This is a genomic window from Pantoea sp. At-9b, from assembly GCF_000175935.2.
Lineage (GTDB): Bacteria > Pseudomonadota > Gammaproteobacteria > Enterobacterales > Enterobacteriaceae > Pantoea.
In genome coordinates, this window is sequence record NC_014837.1 from 2,559,219 (window position 1) to 2,575,253 (window position 16,035).

Sequence of the window (16,035 nt, forward strand, 5' to 3'; positions counted from 1 at the left end):
AGAAACTGCCGCATCCTTTTTCTTTCAGGTCGTTTTGGGGTTCGTGTTCAGTAGCGCCTGCAAACGGGCCTCAGCCTGCGTTTTACTGTCTTGCAACATCGCCAGCACCGCATTGTCTTCCCGCTCATGTTGCGCGCCAAACAGATCGATGCGATCCAGCATATAGACCGTCAGCACAGTGCCAAGGCCAGTGACGCAGCCAGTCAGCACTGCCGTGAGGGTAGTAACCAGAGCGCCGGGCAACACCGCAAGCAGCGTGTTGAGGCTTTTACTCAGATATTCTTCCAGCAACACGCCGCCAATAACAAACGCACCACTGACCGCAATTTTCAGTCCCGCGTCGAGCGCTGCGGCACGGCTTGTGCCCTCCGGGCGCATCAAAACGATTTTGGCCGCACGGAACAATGAAAAGACCCCTTCACGGATCATCCGAACCAAATTGCGGGCGGTGGTGCAGAACGTATTGATCAGTGTTGTCATCAGATTACTGATAATTCCGCTGATAGCCCCGTCACGAAACGCGACCAATACGTTGCGCCAGTTATCGAGACAGCTTTTCGCTACCCGTCCGGCGCGGATTTTTAGCGCTTCCCAGATAGACTCCTGATCCACGCCATCGCAAAAGCCGTTATGCCAACTGTCGTGCACTTCCAGTAACAAACCATCGACAAAATCTGTCAGGACCAGGCCAATTGCCTGCTGCATCCCCATTTTACCTGCCTCGATAGCACTGGTTTTCAGTAAATAGTGGCCGAACTTTGCGCTACCGTAGTAACCCCAGCGCAAGCTACTTTCATACTGTTTACGTGCAACCTCATCCAGTTTTCGCATTGTTTCCTGATCGACGGCGTTTTGCTGCCTGCACTTTTCCAGCGCATTCTGCTCTTTTTGGGTTAACGGCTCGGTTTTAGCCTTCTCCTCCAGTTTGGCGATTTGGATATCGCGAGCCTCCCGGTTTTTATTCAGCCAGGCAATGTACTCTTCCGCGCTCTTTTGCTTCTTGGATTCGTTGATCGAGTGGTGCGTCTGATGAAGATTCGTTTGGTGGTTCGCCAGATCCGCACCATTGGCTTCCGCCAGCCAGACCGCAGGGTCATGATGGATAGAGAAGGCAGAAATCAGATGATCCTGTTCCGCATCAGTGTTCCTCCCCAGAGCCTGCCCGGTATAAGCATCTACTGCTTCTCCCGCGTCCTGCCTTTCTCTGTTTTTGGCGTTAGCCTCTTTGTAGTTATCATGCTTATGGTAGGGATCGCTGTTGTATTTACCCCGGTTGTCATAACGTGCCTGCTCCTCTTCAGTGGCATATACCCCGGCGCGAGCATTGTGGATCGTGTCAACATTCCCTCCGACTTTGTCCCATGCCGAAACAAGGGTTCCCAGCCCGAACGGGCCAATAATACTGTGGAGCAGACGCTGGCGGCATTCGGTCAGCATCAGGGTAGTTTGTTCATTGCGCCATTGCTGCCGATATTGTTGAACGCGCTGATACGCCTGCCACGGATTGCCGTGAGTCATATTGGGTGCCACCGCTGTCTCAGACGGAACGGGCTCACTCGCCAGCTGTTGGCGCTGCTGATTCAGCTTGAGTAAAAGTGCTTTTTTGTCCATCACGGCCTCCCTAATGCGCGCTGGTGCGTTGGCAAAATGCCTCACGCAACACGGTGGTTAACGCTGTGATCTCTTCCTCCGGGATACCCTGACCTGATGCTTGCGCAAGTGCGGCACTGATATCAGGTGGATTTGCCATCAGGCGTTTGATGGCAGTTTGTAACGCGAGAGAGAGATGCCCACCCATCATCCCCAGACAACAGGTTTCAATATCGCTGCGCACCTCAGACAATGCGACGCCCTCCTCTTTTGCACAGGCGAAGGCAATCGCCAGCATCACTTCACAGCGTTTTTCAAAGCGTTGATTTTCTTCCATCTTACTCAGGACTTGATCGGCGTACTCTTCCGTCGTCTGCTGCTGCCCGGCCATGACCCCCTGCTCAAACGCCTTGTTGCGCTCACGACGGACGCTGGCATCAGTAGACAATCCCACCATACGGAACAGGTTTGCTACCCAACTATCGGCATCTTTCTCGTCCTGCCAGCGGTGATATTCCCACCATACTTTGTCGGCTTCTGGGGTAGCATGAATGCGCTGACGGAGTAATGCCACCTGCACCACGGCTGGGACCGTCACGCGAAACGCCGGGCCAGACAGATCAAAGGCCGTCCACAACCCGGTGATCACCCAACCAATAGGCCCCAAGAAAGAAGCGGCTCCTCGGGCAGTCACAAAAGAAGCGGCAGACATCACCACCGTTCGTCCAAGTAGTTGGCTGGAAAAGACATTAGCAATCAGCGAAGCCAACAGCAGACTGGAAAAGCGGCTTGACTGTAACTGTTTTATTAATTTCTCTTCCGGGAACAACAGGGTGTTGCTTTGGCTGAGATCCATTTGGGCAAGGAGATTTTTGCGCTGCGCTTCGTCCATATCAGACCACGCCTTGCGGGTTATCGCCGCCAGCACCGCCAGTTCGATACGCTCAACACTCCACTCTTTTTGGTAGGCCGCATCAAGCTTTTCCGCAACATCGATTACCACGGTTTTCCACTCCGGACCGCCACCGCGAAACAGATTGACGAAGGTATTACCACCAAACTCGCATAGCTCGTGTGCAATCAAGTCAGCATATTGACCGTGTGCCGGATAATGAGTTTTATAACGTGCTTTGCTCTCAAGGCCGCTGCTGAATGCCTTGGTGATGTATGCCACCAGCGGCGCTAATTCACTATCTGATGCGTTGCGCAATAACGGCAGCAGCTGACTATCACCTGTACTCATCGTCGTTTTCCTGTTCTGTACTTACATTGTCTGTGTCGCGGCCAATATCACTGATGGCAGTGCCAAAAGTGGCAACAAATCCTTCAAGCTGGCGCGATTAGTGCGCACATTACGGCTCTGGTAACCGCTCCCTGCATGCGTAACACACTTATGCATTTCAGGTTTATCGGCAGCGATCCGTCATACTTAACGGGTTTATTACCCGTCAGATAATGAATACGCTAAGCATGTCAGAGGGATGCGACATCCTGTGTCGCATGCAAATATTCTTCTGTGGGTATGGCTTAACGTTGAGGCGTGCGCCGACAAGGAAATGATGGATATAATCGTTTGCCCTATTAGTCTGTGGCAGGACTGTTTAGGCGGTCCTTTTTATGCCACTGCTCAATCTCCGATATTTTGTCAATTATCTTCAATGACAGCTTACTGATTAAATACACTCCCGGGAATTTCCTCAACGCGCGCCAGAGCATTCTCTATTCAATCTCTACCGCCCTTGTTATACCTTAATTGCGCATTTATTCTGGCGTTGCCTCGCCACATTAAATCAATAGAAATAAAGCTTACAACGAATATGTAATATCTTTGTCCTGCAATCAGGACTGTTGCAATTTGCCTTGATTAATTATCCTCTGATTGGAAAGTGAAGTGAATCACGTTGAAAACATGCCCGGCCTGGTTGGCCATCGTTTATTACTGCTGGCCGGTGCACGCATCCTATTGCAGCTGAGGAAGGACGGGAGCTGGGGGCTGCCAGGAGGATGGCTGGCCCCCGGAGAGTCGCCGGAACAAACGGTACGGCGAGAAGCCAAAGAAGAAACGAATCTGGATGTGCACCGGATACAGTTATTAGGTTACTTTTCCGGCCCTGAATACACGTTTAGCCAGATACATACCGAAGAGGCCGATGTCGTCACTGCGCTCTATCAGGTTGATGAGTGGTCCGGTGTGATGATTCATGATCCCAGCCAAAGTGATGAGCTGACATTTTTCTCCTCTGAAGAATTACCCAGAAATATGGCGGAGGAGTATCGACAGTATATCCACGGTTATCTGGCACAGCAGAAATAATCTTTTTTTCCTGACAAAGAAAATAAATCCACGCACACGCGTGGATTTATTTATGACCTGCAGTTAAGGGGTTACTTAATCCCCATGGCATCCTTCAGGGTAAAGAACAGATCTGTCTGGTCAGTCAGACCGACCACATTGGCCGCATGAGGACCGTAAGCCGCAATACGCAACTGAGTGCCGGTATGTTCCTGCGACTCCTCTTCCGAGTTACCGTAGCTGATGGTCATCACCGCCCCATCTTTGGTGTTAAGGGCCTGGGTCAACCCCGGTGCTTTAGTGCCATTTTCAACGATCTGACTGCTGTGCGCGTGGTCTGCTGTCACCACTACCAGGGTATCGCCATGCTCACGGGCAAACGCCAGCGCCTGCTGAACGGCTTCATCGAGATCAACCGTTTCACCGATCTGGCCGCAAGGATTCGCCGCATGGTCCTGTTTATCAATGGATGCACCTTCCACTTGCAGGAAGAAGCCCTTGTCATTTTTGCTCAACAGATCCAGCGCTTTTTTAGTCATCTGAGCCAGCGTTGGCGTGCTCGCCGGACGTTCCTTGTTCACTTCACAGGTCACTACCGGTTTATCCAGATTGCCGTGATAACTGGCTTTCGGGCCTTGCCAGCGCACCGGCATATTCCCTTCGGAAAACAGCCCCAGCAGCGGTTTGCTCTGATCGGCCTGTTGAACGGCATTCATACCCTCGAGATTATCCACCAGTTGATAGCCCAGCGTCTGAGCCTGTTCACGCAGGGTTTTGCCCTGATACTCACCTGCTTTTGCTACTTCGCTGAAGGATTTCGCTCCACCGCCGAGGGTGACATCGGCACGGGTCTTCAGCATTTGCTCAGTGATGGAACCCTTTCCACCCTGCTCCAGTGCATTGGTCGGGCATAGCTCACTGGTTTTTTCCGGGCCATAACATTTACGCGAGGTCACATGGGCGATCAGTGCCGCTGGCGTGGCGTCCTGCAACTCAGCGGTTGAAACGTTACCGGTTGCCTTGCCAGCGGCTTTCGCCAGTTCCAGCAGCGTGGTTTGATCTTTACCGTTTACATCGACGCCAATCGCACCATTGTAGGATTTGGTGCCGGTTGCCCAGGCGGTAGCAGATGCCGCAGAATCAGTGACGTAGTTGGGTTTGTGGGTTTTCTTATCCAGTGAATAGTGGGTGTATTGACCCGTTAAAGGCAATGCATCAATACCCGGGAAAAAGCCGCCTGCGCCCATCGCCTGATTGCGTGCCGCAGTGATCTCTGAATCCCCCATCCCATCACCGATCAACAGAATGACGTTTTTCGCCGTGCTGTTGCTAAGAGAGGCTTTAAGGGCTTCGGTTTGGTCACCGCTAAGACGACGCGCACCGCCATGCTGCGTCAGATCACCGCTGGCCGCCCGCGTGTAATTGTTTGTATCCGCAATCGCTGCCGTCGCCAACAGTGAAGTGATCAGTGGAACCGTCATCAAAGGTATCGTTTTCATTTATAAGCATCCTTATTCACAAATATAACCAAATGTTTCCGCGGACAAGTCTGCGACAATGCCGTGACACTTTTGTGACTGAGACGCAACGTTTTGATGACAGAATCGACAAAATGCACAAGGCTAATGCAATCCGCTCAGAGCTTAAGCGAATAGAAAAAAAGGAGAAAATAGAGCTTGACCCTTTTCAGCTAACTCCCTATAGTAGCGCCCCGTTGACCCGCTGAGGTTAGCGAAAAAAATGTGGTGAGGTGTCCGAGTGGCTGAAGGAGCACGCCTGGAAAGTGTGTATACGGCAACGTATCGGGGGTTCGAATCCCCCCCTCACCGCCATCATTTATATAAAAGTGCCCAGTTAATAGCTGGGCATTTTTATTTGCATCATTCCCTGAACAAGGGGGGGTGAGAATCCCCGACTGGGGGTTCGACAACCGGCGTCAGCCGGTTGGACAGCGGAGCCTGCGACGCTGCCCGTAGGGTGAGCGCAGCGAATCAATCCCCCCCTCACCGCCATCATTTATATAAAAGTGCCCAGTTAATCGCTGGGCATTTTTATTTGCATCATTCGCTGAGCTACACAAAGCGCACAAAAAAACCCGGCCTGAGCCGGGTTTTGCTTACGAAGATCTCAATGGTTAACTGTAAGCATGGAGAGTACGCTGACACAGTGCCGAGCGCACACAGTCGTCTTTGCCGAAACGGACTACACCGATCATCTCATCCTCTTCGAAACGTCCCAATGCATCCGCGAGTCCGGATGTCACACCGCGCGGTAAATCGCACTGGGTAATATCGCCGTTGACGATGACTGTCACGTTCTCACCGAGACGTGTCAGGAACATCTTCATCTGCGCAGCGGTGACGTTTTGTGCCTCATCAAGAATCACCACCGCATTTTCGAAGGTACGTCCACGCATATAAGCGAAGGGCGCGATCTCTACCTTGCCGATTTCCGGACGCAGGCAGTATTGCATAAAGGAAGAGCCGAGACGTTTAACCAGAACGTCGTAGACCGGTCGAAAATACGGGGCGAACTTCTCGGAAATATCTCCGGGGAGGAAACCGAGGTCTTCATCCGCCTGCAGGACCGGGCGTGTAACGATTATCCTGTCGATATCCTTATGTATCAGGGCCTCAGCCGCTTTGGCTGCGCTGATCCAGGTTTTTCCGCAGCCCGCTTCACCGGTCGCGAAAATAAGCTGTTTCGTTTCTATGGCTTTAAGATAGTGCGCCTGAGCATCATTTCTGGCTTCAATTGGCGAACTGTCCCGCACATCACGTGCCATGCCAATTGCATCCAACCCACCCATCTGCACCAGCGAAGTGACCGATTCTTCTTCACGCTGACGATGACTGCGAGAGTCATTACGAAGCACTCTGCGGGCTTCACGACGCGCTTTGATCACTGCTTTCTGTCTTCCCATAGTGGCACCTTACAGTTGGTTTCATTTATCGCCGCAGGATTATCCCGTTGCGATGACGTGAACGCTTTAGAGGTTGACGTGGCTTCCTTGTAAGCCGTTTCGAGCCATTGAGAATAGCGAGCAACAACGCGTAAACGCTGCTACGCACCGGTAAGAAATATGAGATTGAAAAAGAACGAAGCTTGAAAAGTGGAGAGGAAACTTTCGAGGGAAGAAATCCCCCGCAGTGTACTGCGTATCTTGAAGGGTATTTACCTGTCCTTTGAAGGACCGAATCATGCGCGAACTCCAGTGACCTCAGCCACACATCTGACAACGCTTATGATTAAAATGCATCATATTTGCGGTAATTTGCAACACTAATTTTACCTGCTGAGCAACAAAAAGTGAGCGTTGTCCGCGAGCAAGTCACACCTTAAATTAAATTTTCTTTGTTTATCAAACGAATGATTAATTGCCCCGTCTCGCAACTTTTTAGGAGGATTCGTAAATCATAGCGGCCAGCCAATGCGCCTTAGCAATATCCAGCCTCTTCGAATGCAGTCAGTTGTTGCACCATCAAGCTGTGCATTTATTAATCAACGAGGTGTAAGCGAGGTGACGAAAAAAGAATGCAGCGCCGGGAAAGATTGCCGCCAATAAAGCCGGGGAGCAACCAGCAACAAAAAAGCCCGCACCTTACAAGGATACGGGCTGAGTAGCAGCTTATTTGGTCAGGTATTCCGCTTCTGCCGCGGCAAAGCGCTGCTGTGCAGCCTGCGAGGGGGCACGGCCCATCAGGCTGACGACCACAATCGCAATGCTGGCGAACAGGAAGCCAGGAATGATTTCATACAGATCCAGCCAGGCATAGTGTTTCCAGACCAACACGGTGGCAGCACCAATGATCATTCCAACCAGAGCACCGTTACGCGTCATACGTTGCCAGCACACGCCAAACAACACCACCGGGCCAAATGCCGCGCCAAATCCCGCCCAGGCATAGCTCACCAGACCCAGAACACGGTTTTCCGGATTTGCCGCCAGTGCAATGGCGATCAACGCAATCACCAGCACCATCAGACGTCCAACCCAGACCAGTTCTTTCTGGCTGGCATTTTTACGCAGGAACCCTTTATAAAGATCTTCTGTCAAGGCACTGGAGCACACCAGCAGCTGGCAGCTCAGGGTCGACATCACGGCCGCCAGAATCGCTGACAGCAGGATACCGGCAATCCACGGATTGAACAGGATGCGCGCCAGTTCGATAAACACGCGCTCACCATTCTGACTGACACCACTCGCCTGCTCCGGATGGTTCTGGAAGTAGGCAATGCCAAAGAAACCGACCGCAACGGCACCTGCAAGGCACAGGATCATCCAGGTCATACCGATACGGCGCGCGGTACGGATGGAGCGATGCGAATCTGCCGCCATAAATCGCGCCAGGATATGTGGCTGACCAAAATAGCCCAGTCCCCAACCCAACAGCGAGACAATCGCCACAAAATTCAGGCCCTTCAGCATATTGAGATTTTCGAGGCTTTTGGCTTCAATCACCGCCAGCGAATCGGAGACGCCCCCCACCGCGACGATGACAATCACCGGGGTCAGGATCAGCGCAAAAATCATCAGGCTGGCCTGCACGGTATCGGTCCAGCTGACGGCAAGAAAACCACCGACCAGTGTATACAGGATGGTCGCGGCAGCCCCGGCCCACAGCGCGGTCTGATAATCCATGCCGAAGGTGCTTTCAAACAGGCGAGCACCCGCTACCACACCCGAGGCGCAGTAGATGGTGAAGAAGATCAGGATAATCAGCGCCGAAATCACTCGCAGAATCTTGCTGTGATCCTCAAAGCGGCTGGTAAAGAAGTCCGGCAGCGTCAGCGCATTATTGTGATGCTCGGTCTGAACGCGCAGACGACCGGCGACAATCTTCCAGTTAAGCCAGGCACCGAGGGTCAAGCCTATGGCAATCCAGCTTTCAGAAATCCCGGACAGGAAAATCGCACCTGGCAAGCCCATCAGCAGCCAGCCGCTCATATCGGATGCACCGGCCGAGAGCGCGGTGACTACGCTGCCGAGACTACGGCCACCCAGAATATAGTCATCAAAGTTTTTGGTTGAACGGTAAGCCACGAAACCTATCAACACCATCCCGAGGATATATACAACAAAAGTCACCAGCATCGGTGTACTGACACTCATTCCGTCTCTCCACTTGTTATTGGATCTCCATTTAGGCGCGGTATCCTGCCGCAAAGCGACCTCAGGCACAATGCCTTTGATTACGCGGAGTTAACGGCGATTGGCAGATTGTGATCGCGACACCATTGGGTTGCACCGGAATAAAAAACCACGAATGAAGTTGCAACCCTGGCGAGAATCTTGCAGCGGATCACTTGTTTGCACCATGGCACACATTTAACAAGGTTGCACAAAGTTGCAACATGAGTGATAGTGCTGGTCACTTCAGATCTCTCTATTCTTTTGAGGAACAGGCAAGCATGGCAACCACCACGATGGGGGTGAAGCTGGATGAGGCTACCCGCGATCGCATTAAACTGGCGGCACAGAAGATTGACCGCACGCCGCACTGGCTGATTAAACAGGCGATCTTTAACTACCTGGCACAGCTGGAATCCGGTGACGCTTTACCGGAAATTCCGGTGCAACTTATCGATGGTGCATCGGAAGATCACGCCCCGGAAGAGTCGGTGCAACCTTTCCTTGATTTTGCCGAACAGATTCTGCCGCAGTCAGTGACGCGATCCGCCATTACCGCCGCCTGGCGTCGCCCGGAAACCGATGCAGTGCCCATGCTGCTGGAACAAGCCCGTCTCCCTGCCCCGCTGGCGGAGAAGACTCATCAGCTGGCGTATACCCTCGCTGAAAAACTGCGGCATCAGAAAGGTGCAACCGGACGCGCCGGGATGGTGCAAAGTCTGTTGCAGGAGTTCTCCCTGTCCTCACAGGAAGGCGTGGCGCTGATGTGTCTGGCGGAAGCCTTACTGCGTATTCCGGATAAACCCACGCGTGACGCGCTGATCCGCGACAAAATCAGCAATGGCAACTGGCAATCCCACCTTGGCCGTAGCCCATCAATGTTTGTGAATGCCGCGACCTGGGGCTTGCTGTTCACCGGCCGTCTGGTTTCCACTCACAACGAAGCGAACCTGTCGCGTTCACTCAACCGCATTATCGGTAAGAGCGGTGAACCGCTGATCCGCAAAGGTGTGGATATGGCGATGCGCCTGATGGGTGAGCAGTTTGTCACCGGTGAGACCATCGCGGAAGCCTTAGCCAACGCGCGCAAACTGGAAGAGAAAGGTTTCCGTTATTCCTATGACATGCTGGGTGAAGCCGCACTGACCGCCAGCGATGCCAAAGCCTACCTGCTGTCGTATCAGCAGGCGATTCACGCTATCGGCAAAGCCTCCAATGGCCGTGGTATTTATGAAGGTCCGGGCATCTCAATTAAGCTGTCGGCATTGCACCCGCGCTACAGCCGCGCCCAGTATGAGCGCGTAATGGAAGAGCTTTACCCAACGCTGAAGTCGCTGACGTTGTTGGCTCGCTCGTATGATATTGGTATTAACATCGATGCCGAAGAAGCTGACCGCCTCGAACTGTCGCTCGATCTGCTGGAAAAACTCTGCTTCGAACCGGAACTGGAAGGTTGGAACGGTATCGGCTTTGTTATCCAGGCTTACCAGAAACGCTGTCCGTTCGTGATTGATTACCTGGTCGATCTGGCGCAGCGCAGCCGCCGTCGCCTGATGATCCGTCTGGTGAAAGGGGCGTACTGGGACAGTGAAATCAAGCGCGCCCAAATGGACGGGCTGGAGGGCTACCCGGTATATACGCGCAAGGTGTACACCGATATCTCCTATCTGGCCTGCGCGCGCAAATTGCTGGCGGTGCCGAATCTGATCTACCCGCAGTTCGCTACCCACAACGCGCATACCCTGGCGGCGATTTATCAGTTAGCGGGTAATAACTACTATCCGGGGCAGTACGAATTCCAGTGCCTGCATGGCATGGGTGAACCCCTGTACGAACAGGTGGTGGGTAAAGTGGCCGACGGTAAACTCAATCGTCCGTGCCGTATTTATGCACCGGTGGGAACCCACGAAACGCTGCTGGCCTATCTGGTACGTCGCCTGCTGGAGAACGGTGCTAACACCTCATTTGTTAACCGCATCGCCGATACCTCGCTACCGATTGATGAACTGGTCGCTGACCCGGTGGCTGCGGTAGAGAAAATCGGCGCAAATGAAGGCGCGATTGGTCTGCCTCACGCCAAAATCCCGTTACCGCGTGAGTTGTACGGAGAGAAACGTGTTAACTCGGCGGGTCTCGACCTGGCCAACGAACACCGTCTGGCATCGCTCTCCAGCGCATTACTCAACAGCGCCAGCCAGCCGTGGCAGGCTCAGCCGCTGATTGAAGGCGAGTTGGCGGTCGGCAGCAGCAATCCGGTACTCAACCCTTCAGCCCCAGCCGATGTGGTGGGCCGCGTTCGTGAAGCCACCTCGCAAGAGGTTTCGCAGGCGCTGGATGCCGCAGTTAATGCCGGTCCGATCTGGTTTGCTACGCCACCGCAGGAGCGTGCCGCCATTCTGGAACGCGCTGCTGAGATGATGGAAGGCCAGATGCAGCAACTGATTGGCCTGTTGGTCCGCGAGGCGGGTAAAACCTATAACAACGCGATTGCCGAAGTGCGCGAAGCGGTAGATTTCCTTTACTACTACGCCGGAATGGTACGCGATGATTTCGACAACGAAACCCATCGCCCCCTCGGGCCGGTTGTATGTATCAGCCCGTGGAACTTCCCGCTGGCGATTTTCAGCGGCCAGATCGCCGCCGCCCTCGCCGCAGGCAACAGCGTGCTGGCCAAACCGGCCGAGCAGACACCATTAATTGCCGCGCAGGCGGTACAGATTATGCTGGATGCCGGTGTGCCGTCTGGCGTGTTGCAACTGCTGCCAGGTCTCGGTGAAACCGTCGGAGCGCAATTGACCGGCGATGACCGCGTGCGCGGCGTGATGTTCACCGGCTCTACCGCCGTTGCCACACTGCTGCAACGTAATCTGGCCGGACGTCTCGATCCACAAGGCCGCCCTACCCCGCTGATTGCGGAAACTGGCGGCATGAATGCGATGATCGTCGATTCCTCGGCACTTACCGAACAAGTGGTGGTGGATATCGTTGCTTCCGCCTTTGATAGCGCAGGCCAGCGTTGCTCTGCGCTGCGTCTGCTGTGTGTGCAGGAAGACGTTGCCGAGCACACGCTGAAAATGCTGCGTGGTGCGATGGCTGAATGCCGCATGGGCAATCCTGAGCGTTTATCCACCGATATCGGCCCGGTGATTGATGCCGAAGCCAAATCCAATATCGAGCGTCACATCCAGGCGATGCGCAATAAAGGTTTCACCGTCTACCAGGCGGCGCAGGAAAACCCGCAGGACAGTAAAGAGTGGGCGACAGGCACCTTTGTGAAACCGACGCTGATTGAACTGGAGCAGGTTAGCGATCTGGACAAAGAAGTCTTTGGCCCGGTGCTGCATGTGGTGCGCTTCGCACGCAGCAAACTGCCGCAGTTGATCGATCACATCAACGCCTCCGGTTACGGTTTGACGTTGGGCGTCCATACGCGTATTGACGAAACCATTGCCCAGGTCACGGCAGGTGCCAAAGTCGGTAACCTGTATGTTAACCGTAATATGGTGGGAGCGGTGGTCGGCGTCCAGCCGTTCGGCGGGGAAGGTTTATCCGGCACGGGTCCGAAAGCCGGTGGGCCACTGTATCTCTATCGCCTGCTGGCGAACCGTCCGGACGATGCGCTGCTTACTACCTTTGATCGCCAGGATGCTGAACGTCCGGTGGAGGCGACCCTGCGCAGCGCGCTGTTGAGTGCACATCAGGCACTGCAACAATGGGCGCAAGATAAACCCGAACTGTTGGCCCTGACTCAACGTTATGACCAACTGGCACAAGCCGGTACTGTCCGTCTGCTGCCGGGCCCAACCGGTGAGCGCAATACCTTTACCCTGCTGCCGCGTGAACAGGTACTGTGTATTGCCGACAACGAGCCGGATGTGCTGACCCAGTTGGCCGCCGTTACCAGTGTCGGCAGTCAGGCGCTGTGGCCGGATGATGAACTGCATCGTTCATTACGCGCCACCTTGCCGACTGCGGTACAGCAACGTATCACACTGGCAAAAGATGTGCTGGCCGGTGAGTTTGATGCGGTGATCTACCACGGTGATGCTGATCAGTTACGTAGCCTGTGCGAGCAGGTGGCGGCACGTGACGGGGCGATTGTTTCCGTACAGGGCTTCGCCCGTGGGGAAACCAATCTGCTGTTGGAGCGTTTGCTGATTGAGCGTTCGCTCAGCGTCAACACTGCAGCAGCGGGTGGTAACGCCAGTCTCATGACCATAGGTTAACCAAGAAGGGCGGCCCACGGGCCGCCCTTCTTGGTTACGCGGCGCTCTTCCTGCGCTTCATACCAATCAATGTCGGGAACACAAACAGCGACTGCCCCAGCCCACGGTTAGTCACCGACCATACCAGCACAGAACACAACGAACAGATGGCTACGATGGCGATGGGATACAGGCATGCCCAGAGCACCGAGAACCACGCCTGCTCATACAGGTGATGACGCTGTGCAAACAAAATGGCGGACATGCCGAAGTACTCAATAAAGATGCGATGAATGACATAAATTTGCAGGGTGTTGCGCCCTATCCAGTTCAGATAGGTCATCCGGAAATGTGCATTTAACCAGCGACAAATCGCCACACTCAACAGCACCGCAATGATGCACAGAAACAGATTCCTGCCCACACCAAAGATGATGTTTACCCCGGCAAAGGCGACCAGCAACGCCCAGGGCACAATATTTTCGCGATTCCAGCTACTGAGCCGCAACATCAGTGGGCTCCAGAACGCCCCCAGCAGGAAAAACAGGAAGTATTGCGCCACGCTTTGCGGCCCCCAGAAGGGGATGATTTTCACTACCGCCAGGTAATTCAGTACCACCGCCACGGCCAGCAAGGCCATTTTCTGCTGACGAAAGATCTTCGCTAACAGGAAATAAATGCCGAGACCATAGAGATACCAGGAGGTACTCATGGCAAGGAATGTCAGTTTCAGGAACTCCAACAGCGATCCAGCATAGGCGGCATTGGTATTATCAGAAATACGCTGACCGGTGATTTCCGATGAAATACCATCGATTGACCACCACTGAATAAATCCCCACAAAATATAGAGATAGAATAGATTGGTAATACGGCTGGTGAAAACCTGCTTCCACGGGCGGTTCATAATACCGTTCGCCGCCAGCAGTCCCGAGACAAAGAAAAAGGCGGGCATTCGCAGTGGCGATAGAATCGTATTAAACTTCACCCATACTTCCGCTGGCAACCATCCTGCCGACAGATAATGCACGGTGTTTTCGAACCCGGGTAAAACCGTGTGATAGAGCACCACCAATAAAATACAGGTGCCCTTCAGGGTGTTCACCCATAATATCTCATCGGTCCTGGTGTTATTCATATGATTAACTCCCACTGTGTCAGTCTGGAACGCGAAATTTGACGTTGAGAAATGAGCTATGACATTTTTAATAGTGAGAGGGATTATCAAACAGGCGGGACCATCTGACTGTAGCGAAAGTCTTAAAAAATTTTTACTGGCCCTATATAACAATGCGTTACGTCGTGATGCCGCGCCGCACAACTAAGCAGGCTAATAATTTTATCTATTTATTTAACCATTAAAGTGAATATCGATACACATCAACCGCAAATATACGCACTAAATAATTCAGATTTATTCACCCGCTTTCAACCCAGGCGATAATAAAATAAAGCCAACAATCGCCACGATGTGGCATAGGGTTAAGAAAAAAATTTCTGCCTGTGCTGGTTGAAACAACAAAATTGGCCAGCTTTCGCTGGCCCGCATACGGTTAGGGTAACGGTGCTGATTTCGCTTCAGCGGGTTGTTTACGCAGTAAACGCGGATAGAGAAAAAGCATCCGGCCCGGTCCACGATTCAGTAAAGTCCATACTATTAGCGACACTGAGGTGCAGATTGCCACGCCAGTCAGCGGCATCAGTAATGCCCATGCCCAGCTAAACGCCACATGAGTAAACCAGCCGTAATGCAACGCAAGGCTCAACGCACTTAATCCCAGCAACTCGATAAAGATACGATGCAATACATAGATCTGTAGCGTATTACGCCCGATCCAGTTCAGCCATGCCATATTGAAACGCTGATTGAGGAAGCGGCACAGCACAATGCCAAACACGATGGTCAGCAGACTGTAGAACGGGTTTTTGTAACTACCACCGACATGATGTGCCACGCCGATCAGTGCAATACCGGCCAACAGCAGCCAGTGCTGACGCTGAAGGCTGCTGATGGCGATCAATCTCTCGCTAAAGAAAACGCCCAGCAGGAAGTAAAGATAGTTCTGCGCCACGCTGGCGGGTCCCCAGCCGGGGATTAAATTGAGTTGTGCCGCATAGTTCGCCGCGATCGCCAGCAGCACCAGTGCCACTTTCTGGCGATGAAACAGTTTGGTGAACAGGAAAAAACCCGCCAGCGCATAGAGATACCACAAGCTGGTCATCGACAGCAGCAGCAGCTTGATGAACTGCACCGGCGAATCCGCGTAGGCGGCGTTTTTCGCCGTTGATAAGCGGTCACCGATCAATTGCGTCGATATATAGTGGATAGTCAGCCACTGAATCACGCCCCACAGCAGATAGAGGTACAGAATGTTGCTGAACTTCTTCGTAAACACCTCCTGCCAGCTTTTTTTGCTGACGGCACTGGCCGCTAACAGGCCGGAGACAAAGAAGAAGGCGGGCATACGTAACGGAGAGAGGTATTTATTGAAGGTCACCCAGCCTTCAGCAGGGATGATGCCGGCGGACAGATACTGCAACGATGGGGCAAAGGTGGTGATGATCGAATGGTGTAGCACCACCAGTAAAATACATCCGCCTTTTAGCGTGTTGATCCAAAGTACCTCTTGCCTGGCTGACGTCATTATCAAGTCCTGATTGTGTCATGAATTTGTAAATAATTATTTTTATTTATAAATTCATCACAATCAGACTGACTCTTAAAAAGACCTTAAGATCCTGGTCGTATCAGAGACAATAAAATTAAGCTCATTGAATCAATGCAATAGAGATGCACAGCAAATTATTTTCGGAAG

9 protein-coding genes and 1 tRNA gene are annotated in these 16,035 nt (G+C 52.9%); 3 read left to right on the forward strand and 7 right to left on the reverse strand.

From position 1 onward, the window contains the following. Positions 1-24 precede the first annotated feature (24 nt). Together PAT9B_RS11885 and PAT9B_RS11890 are read right to left on the reverse strand one after the other, a co-directional pair. Positions 25-1,611 carry a hypothetical protein gene (locus PAT9B_RS11885; RefSeq protein ID WP_013509512.1) on the reverse strand — a complete coding sequence of 529 codons (1,587 nt, stop codon included), beginning with the start codon at positions 1,609-1,611 and terminating at the stop codon, positions 25-27. 10 nt (positions 1,612-1,621) lie between these two features. After that, positions 1,622-2,833, reverse strand: coding sequence for a YaaW family protein (locus tag PAT9B_RS11890; RefSeq protein WP_013509513.1), 1,212 nt, complete (start codon positions 2,831-2,833; stop codon positions 1,622-1,624). Between the two features lie 648 nt (positions 2,834-3,481). Here PAT9B_RS11890 and PAT9B_RS11895 point away from each other — a divergent pair. After that, complete coding sequence (locus PAT9B_RS11895) at positions 3,482-3,904, forward strand: NUDIX domain-containing protein (protein ID WP_013509514.1); 423 nt, start codon at positions 3,482-3,484, stop codon at positions 3,902-3,904. A gap of 71 nt (positions 3,905-3,975) precedes the next feature. Here PAT9B_RS11895 and phoA read toward each other — a convergent pair whose 3' ends face one another. Then, positions 3,976-5,382 (reverse strand): alkaline phosphatase, encoded by a 1,407-nt coding sequence (phoA, locus tag PAT9B_RS11900; protein WP_013509515.1) that lies wholly within the window; start codon positions 5,380-5,382, stop codon positions 3,976-3,978. A 245-nt stretch (positions 5,383-5,627) separates the two neighbouring features. Here phoA and PAT9B_RS11905 point away from each other — a divergent pair. Continuing rightward, a tRNA-Ser gene (locus PAT9B_RS11905) sits at positions 5,628-5,715 on the forward strand. Positions 5,716-6,017: 302 nt separating this feature from the next. Here the strand turns inward: PAT9B_RS11905 and phoH are convergent. After that, positions 6,018-6,806: a phosphate starvation-inducible protein PhoH gene (gene phoH / locus PAT9B_RS11910; RefSeq protein ID WP_013509516.1), complete on the reverse strand. Its 789-nt coding sequence runs from the start codon at positions 6,804-6,806 to the stop codon at positions 6,018-6,020. A 705-nt stretch (positions 6,807-7,511) separates the two neighbouring features. Beyond that, entirely contained in the window at positions 7,512-8,996 is a 1,485-nt protein-coding gene (gene putP / locus PAT9B_RS11915) for a sodium/proline symporter PutP (RefSeq protein WP_013509517.1), read from the reverse strand. Positions 8,997-9,295: 299 nt separating this feature from the next. Here putP and putA point away from each other — a divergent pair, with 299 nt between their 5' ends. Then, complete coding sequence (gene putA, locus PAT9B_RS11920; protein WP_013509518.1) at positions 9,296-13,240, forward strand: trifunctional transcriptional regulator/proline dehydrogenase/L-glutamate gamma-semialdehyde dehydrogenase; 3,945 nt, start codon at positions 9,296-9,298, stop codon at positions 13,238-13,240. A 34-nt stretch (positions 13,241-13,274) separates the two neighbouring features. Here the strand turns inward: putA and PAT9B_RS11925 are convergent, their stop codons facing one another. Further along, a complete protein-coding gene (locus PAT9B_RS11925; RefSeq protein ID WP_013509519.1) occupies positions 13,275-14,357 on the reverse strand; it encodes an acyltransferase family protein in 1,083 nt (360 codons plus the stop codon). A 415-nt stretch (positions 14,358-14,772) separates the two neighbouring features. Continuing rightward, positions 14,773-15,864 (reverse strand): acyltransferase family protein, encoded by a 1,092-nt coding sequence (locus PAT9B_RS11930; RefSeq protein WP_013509520.1) that lies wholly within the window; start codon positions 15,862-15,864, stop codon positions 14,773-14,775. Positions 15,865-16,035: the final 171 nt, after the last annotated feature.

Bases quoted from the DNA above. Each gene is read 5' to 3' on its own strand.
- PAT9B_RS11885 (WP_013509512.1), bottom strand. From the start codon at position 1,611: ATGGACAAAAAAGCACTTTTACTCAAGCTGAATCAGCAGCGCCAACAG.
- PAT9B_RS11890 (WP_013509513.1), bottom strand. From the start codon at position 2,833: ATGAGTACAGGTGATAGTCAGCTGCTGCCGTTATTGCGCAACGCATCA.
- phoA (WP_013509515.1), bottom strand. From the start codon at position 5,382: ATGAAAACGATACCTTTGATGACGGTTCCACTGATCACTTCACTGTTG.
- phoH (WP_013509516.1), bottom strand. From the start codon at position 6,806: ATGGGAAGACAGAAAGCAGTGATCAAAGCGCGTCGTGAAGCCCGCAGA.
- putP (WP_013509517.1), bottom strand. From the start codon at position 8,996: ATGAGTGTCAGTACACCGATGCTGGTGACTTTTGTTGTATATATCCTC.
- putA (WP_013509518.1), top strand. From the start codon at position 9,296: ATGGCAACCACCACGATGGGGGTGAAGCTGGATGAGGCTACCCGCGAT.
- PAT9B_RS11925 (WP_013509519.1), bottom strand. From the start codon at position 14,357: ATGAATAACACCAGGACCGATGAGATATTATGGGTGAACACCCTGAAG.
- PAT9B_RS11930 (WP_013509520.1), bottom strand. From the start codon at position 15,864: ATGACGTCAGCCAGGCAAGAGGTACTTTGGATCAACACGCTAAAAGGC.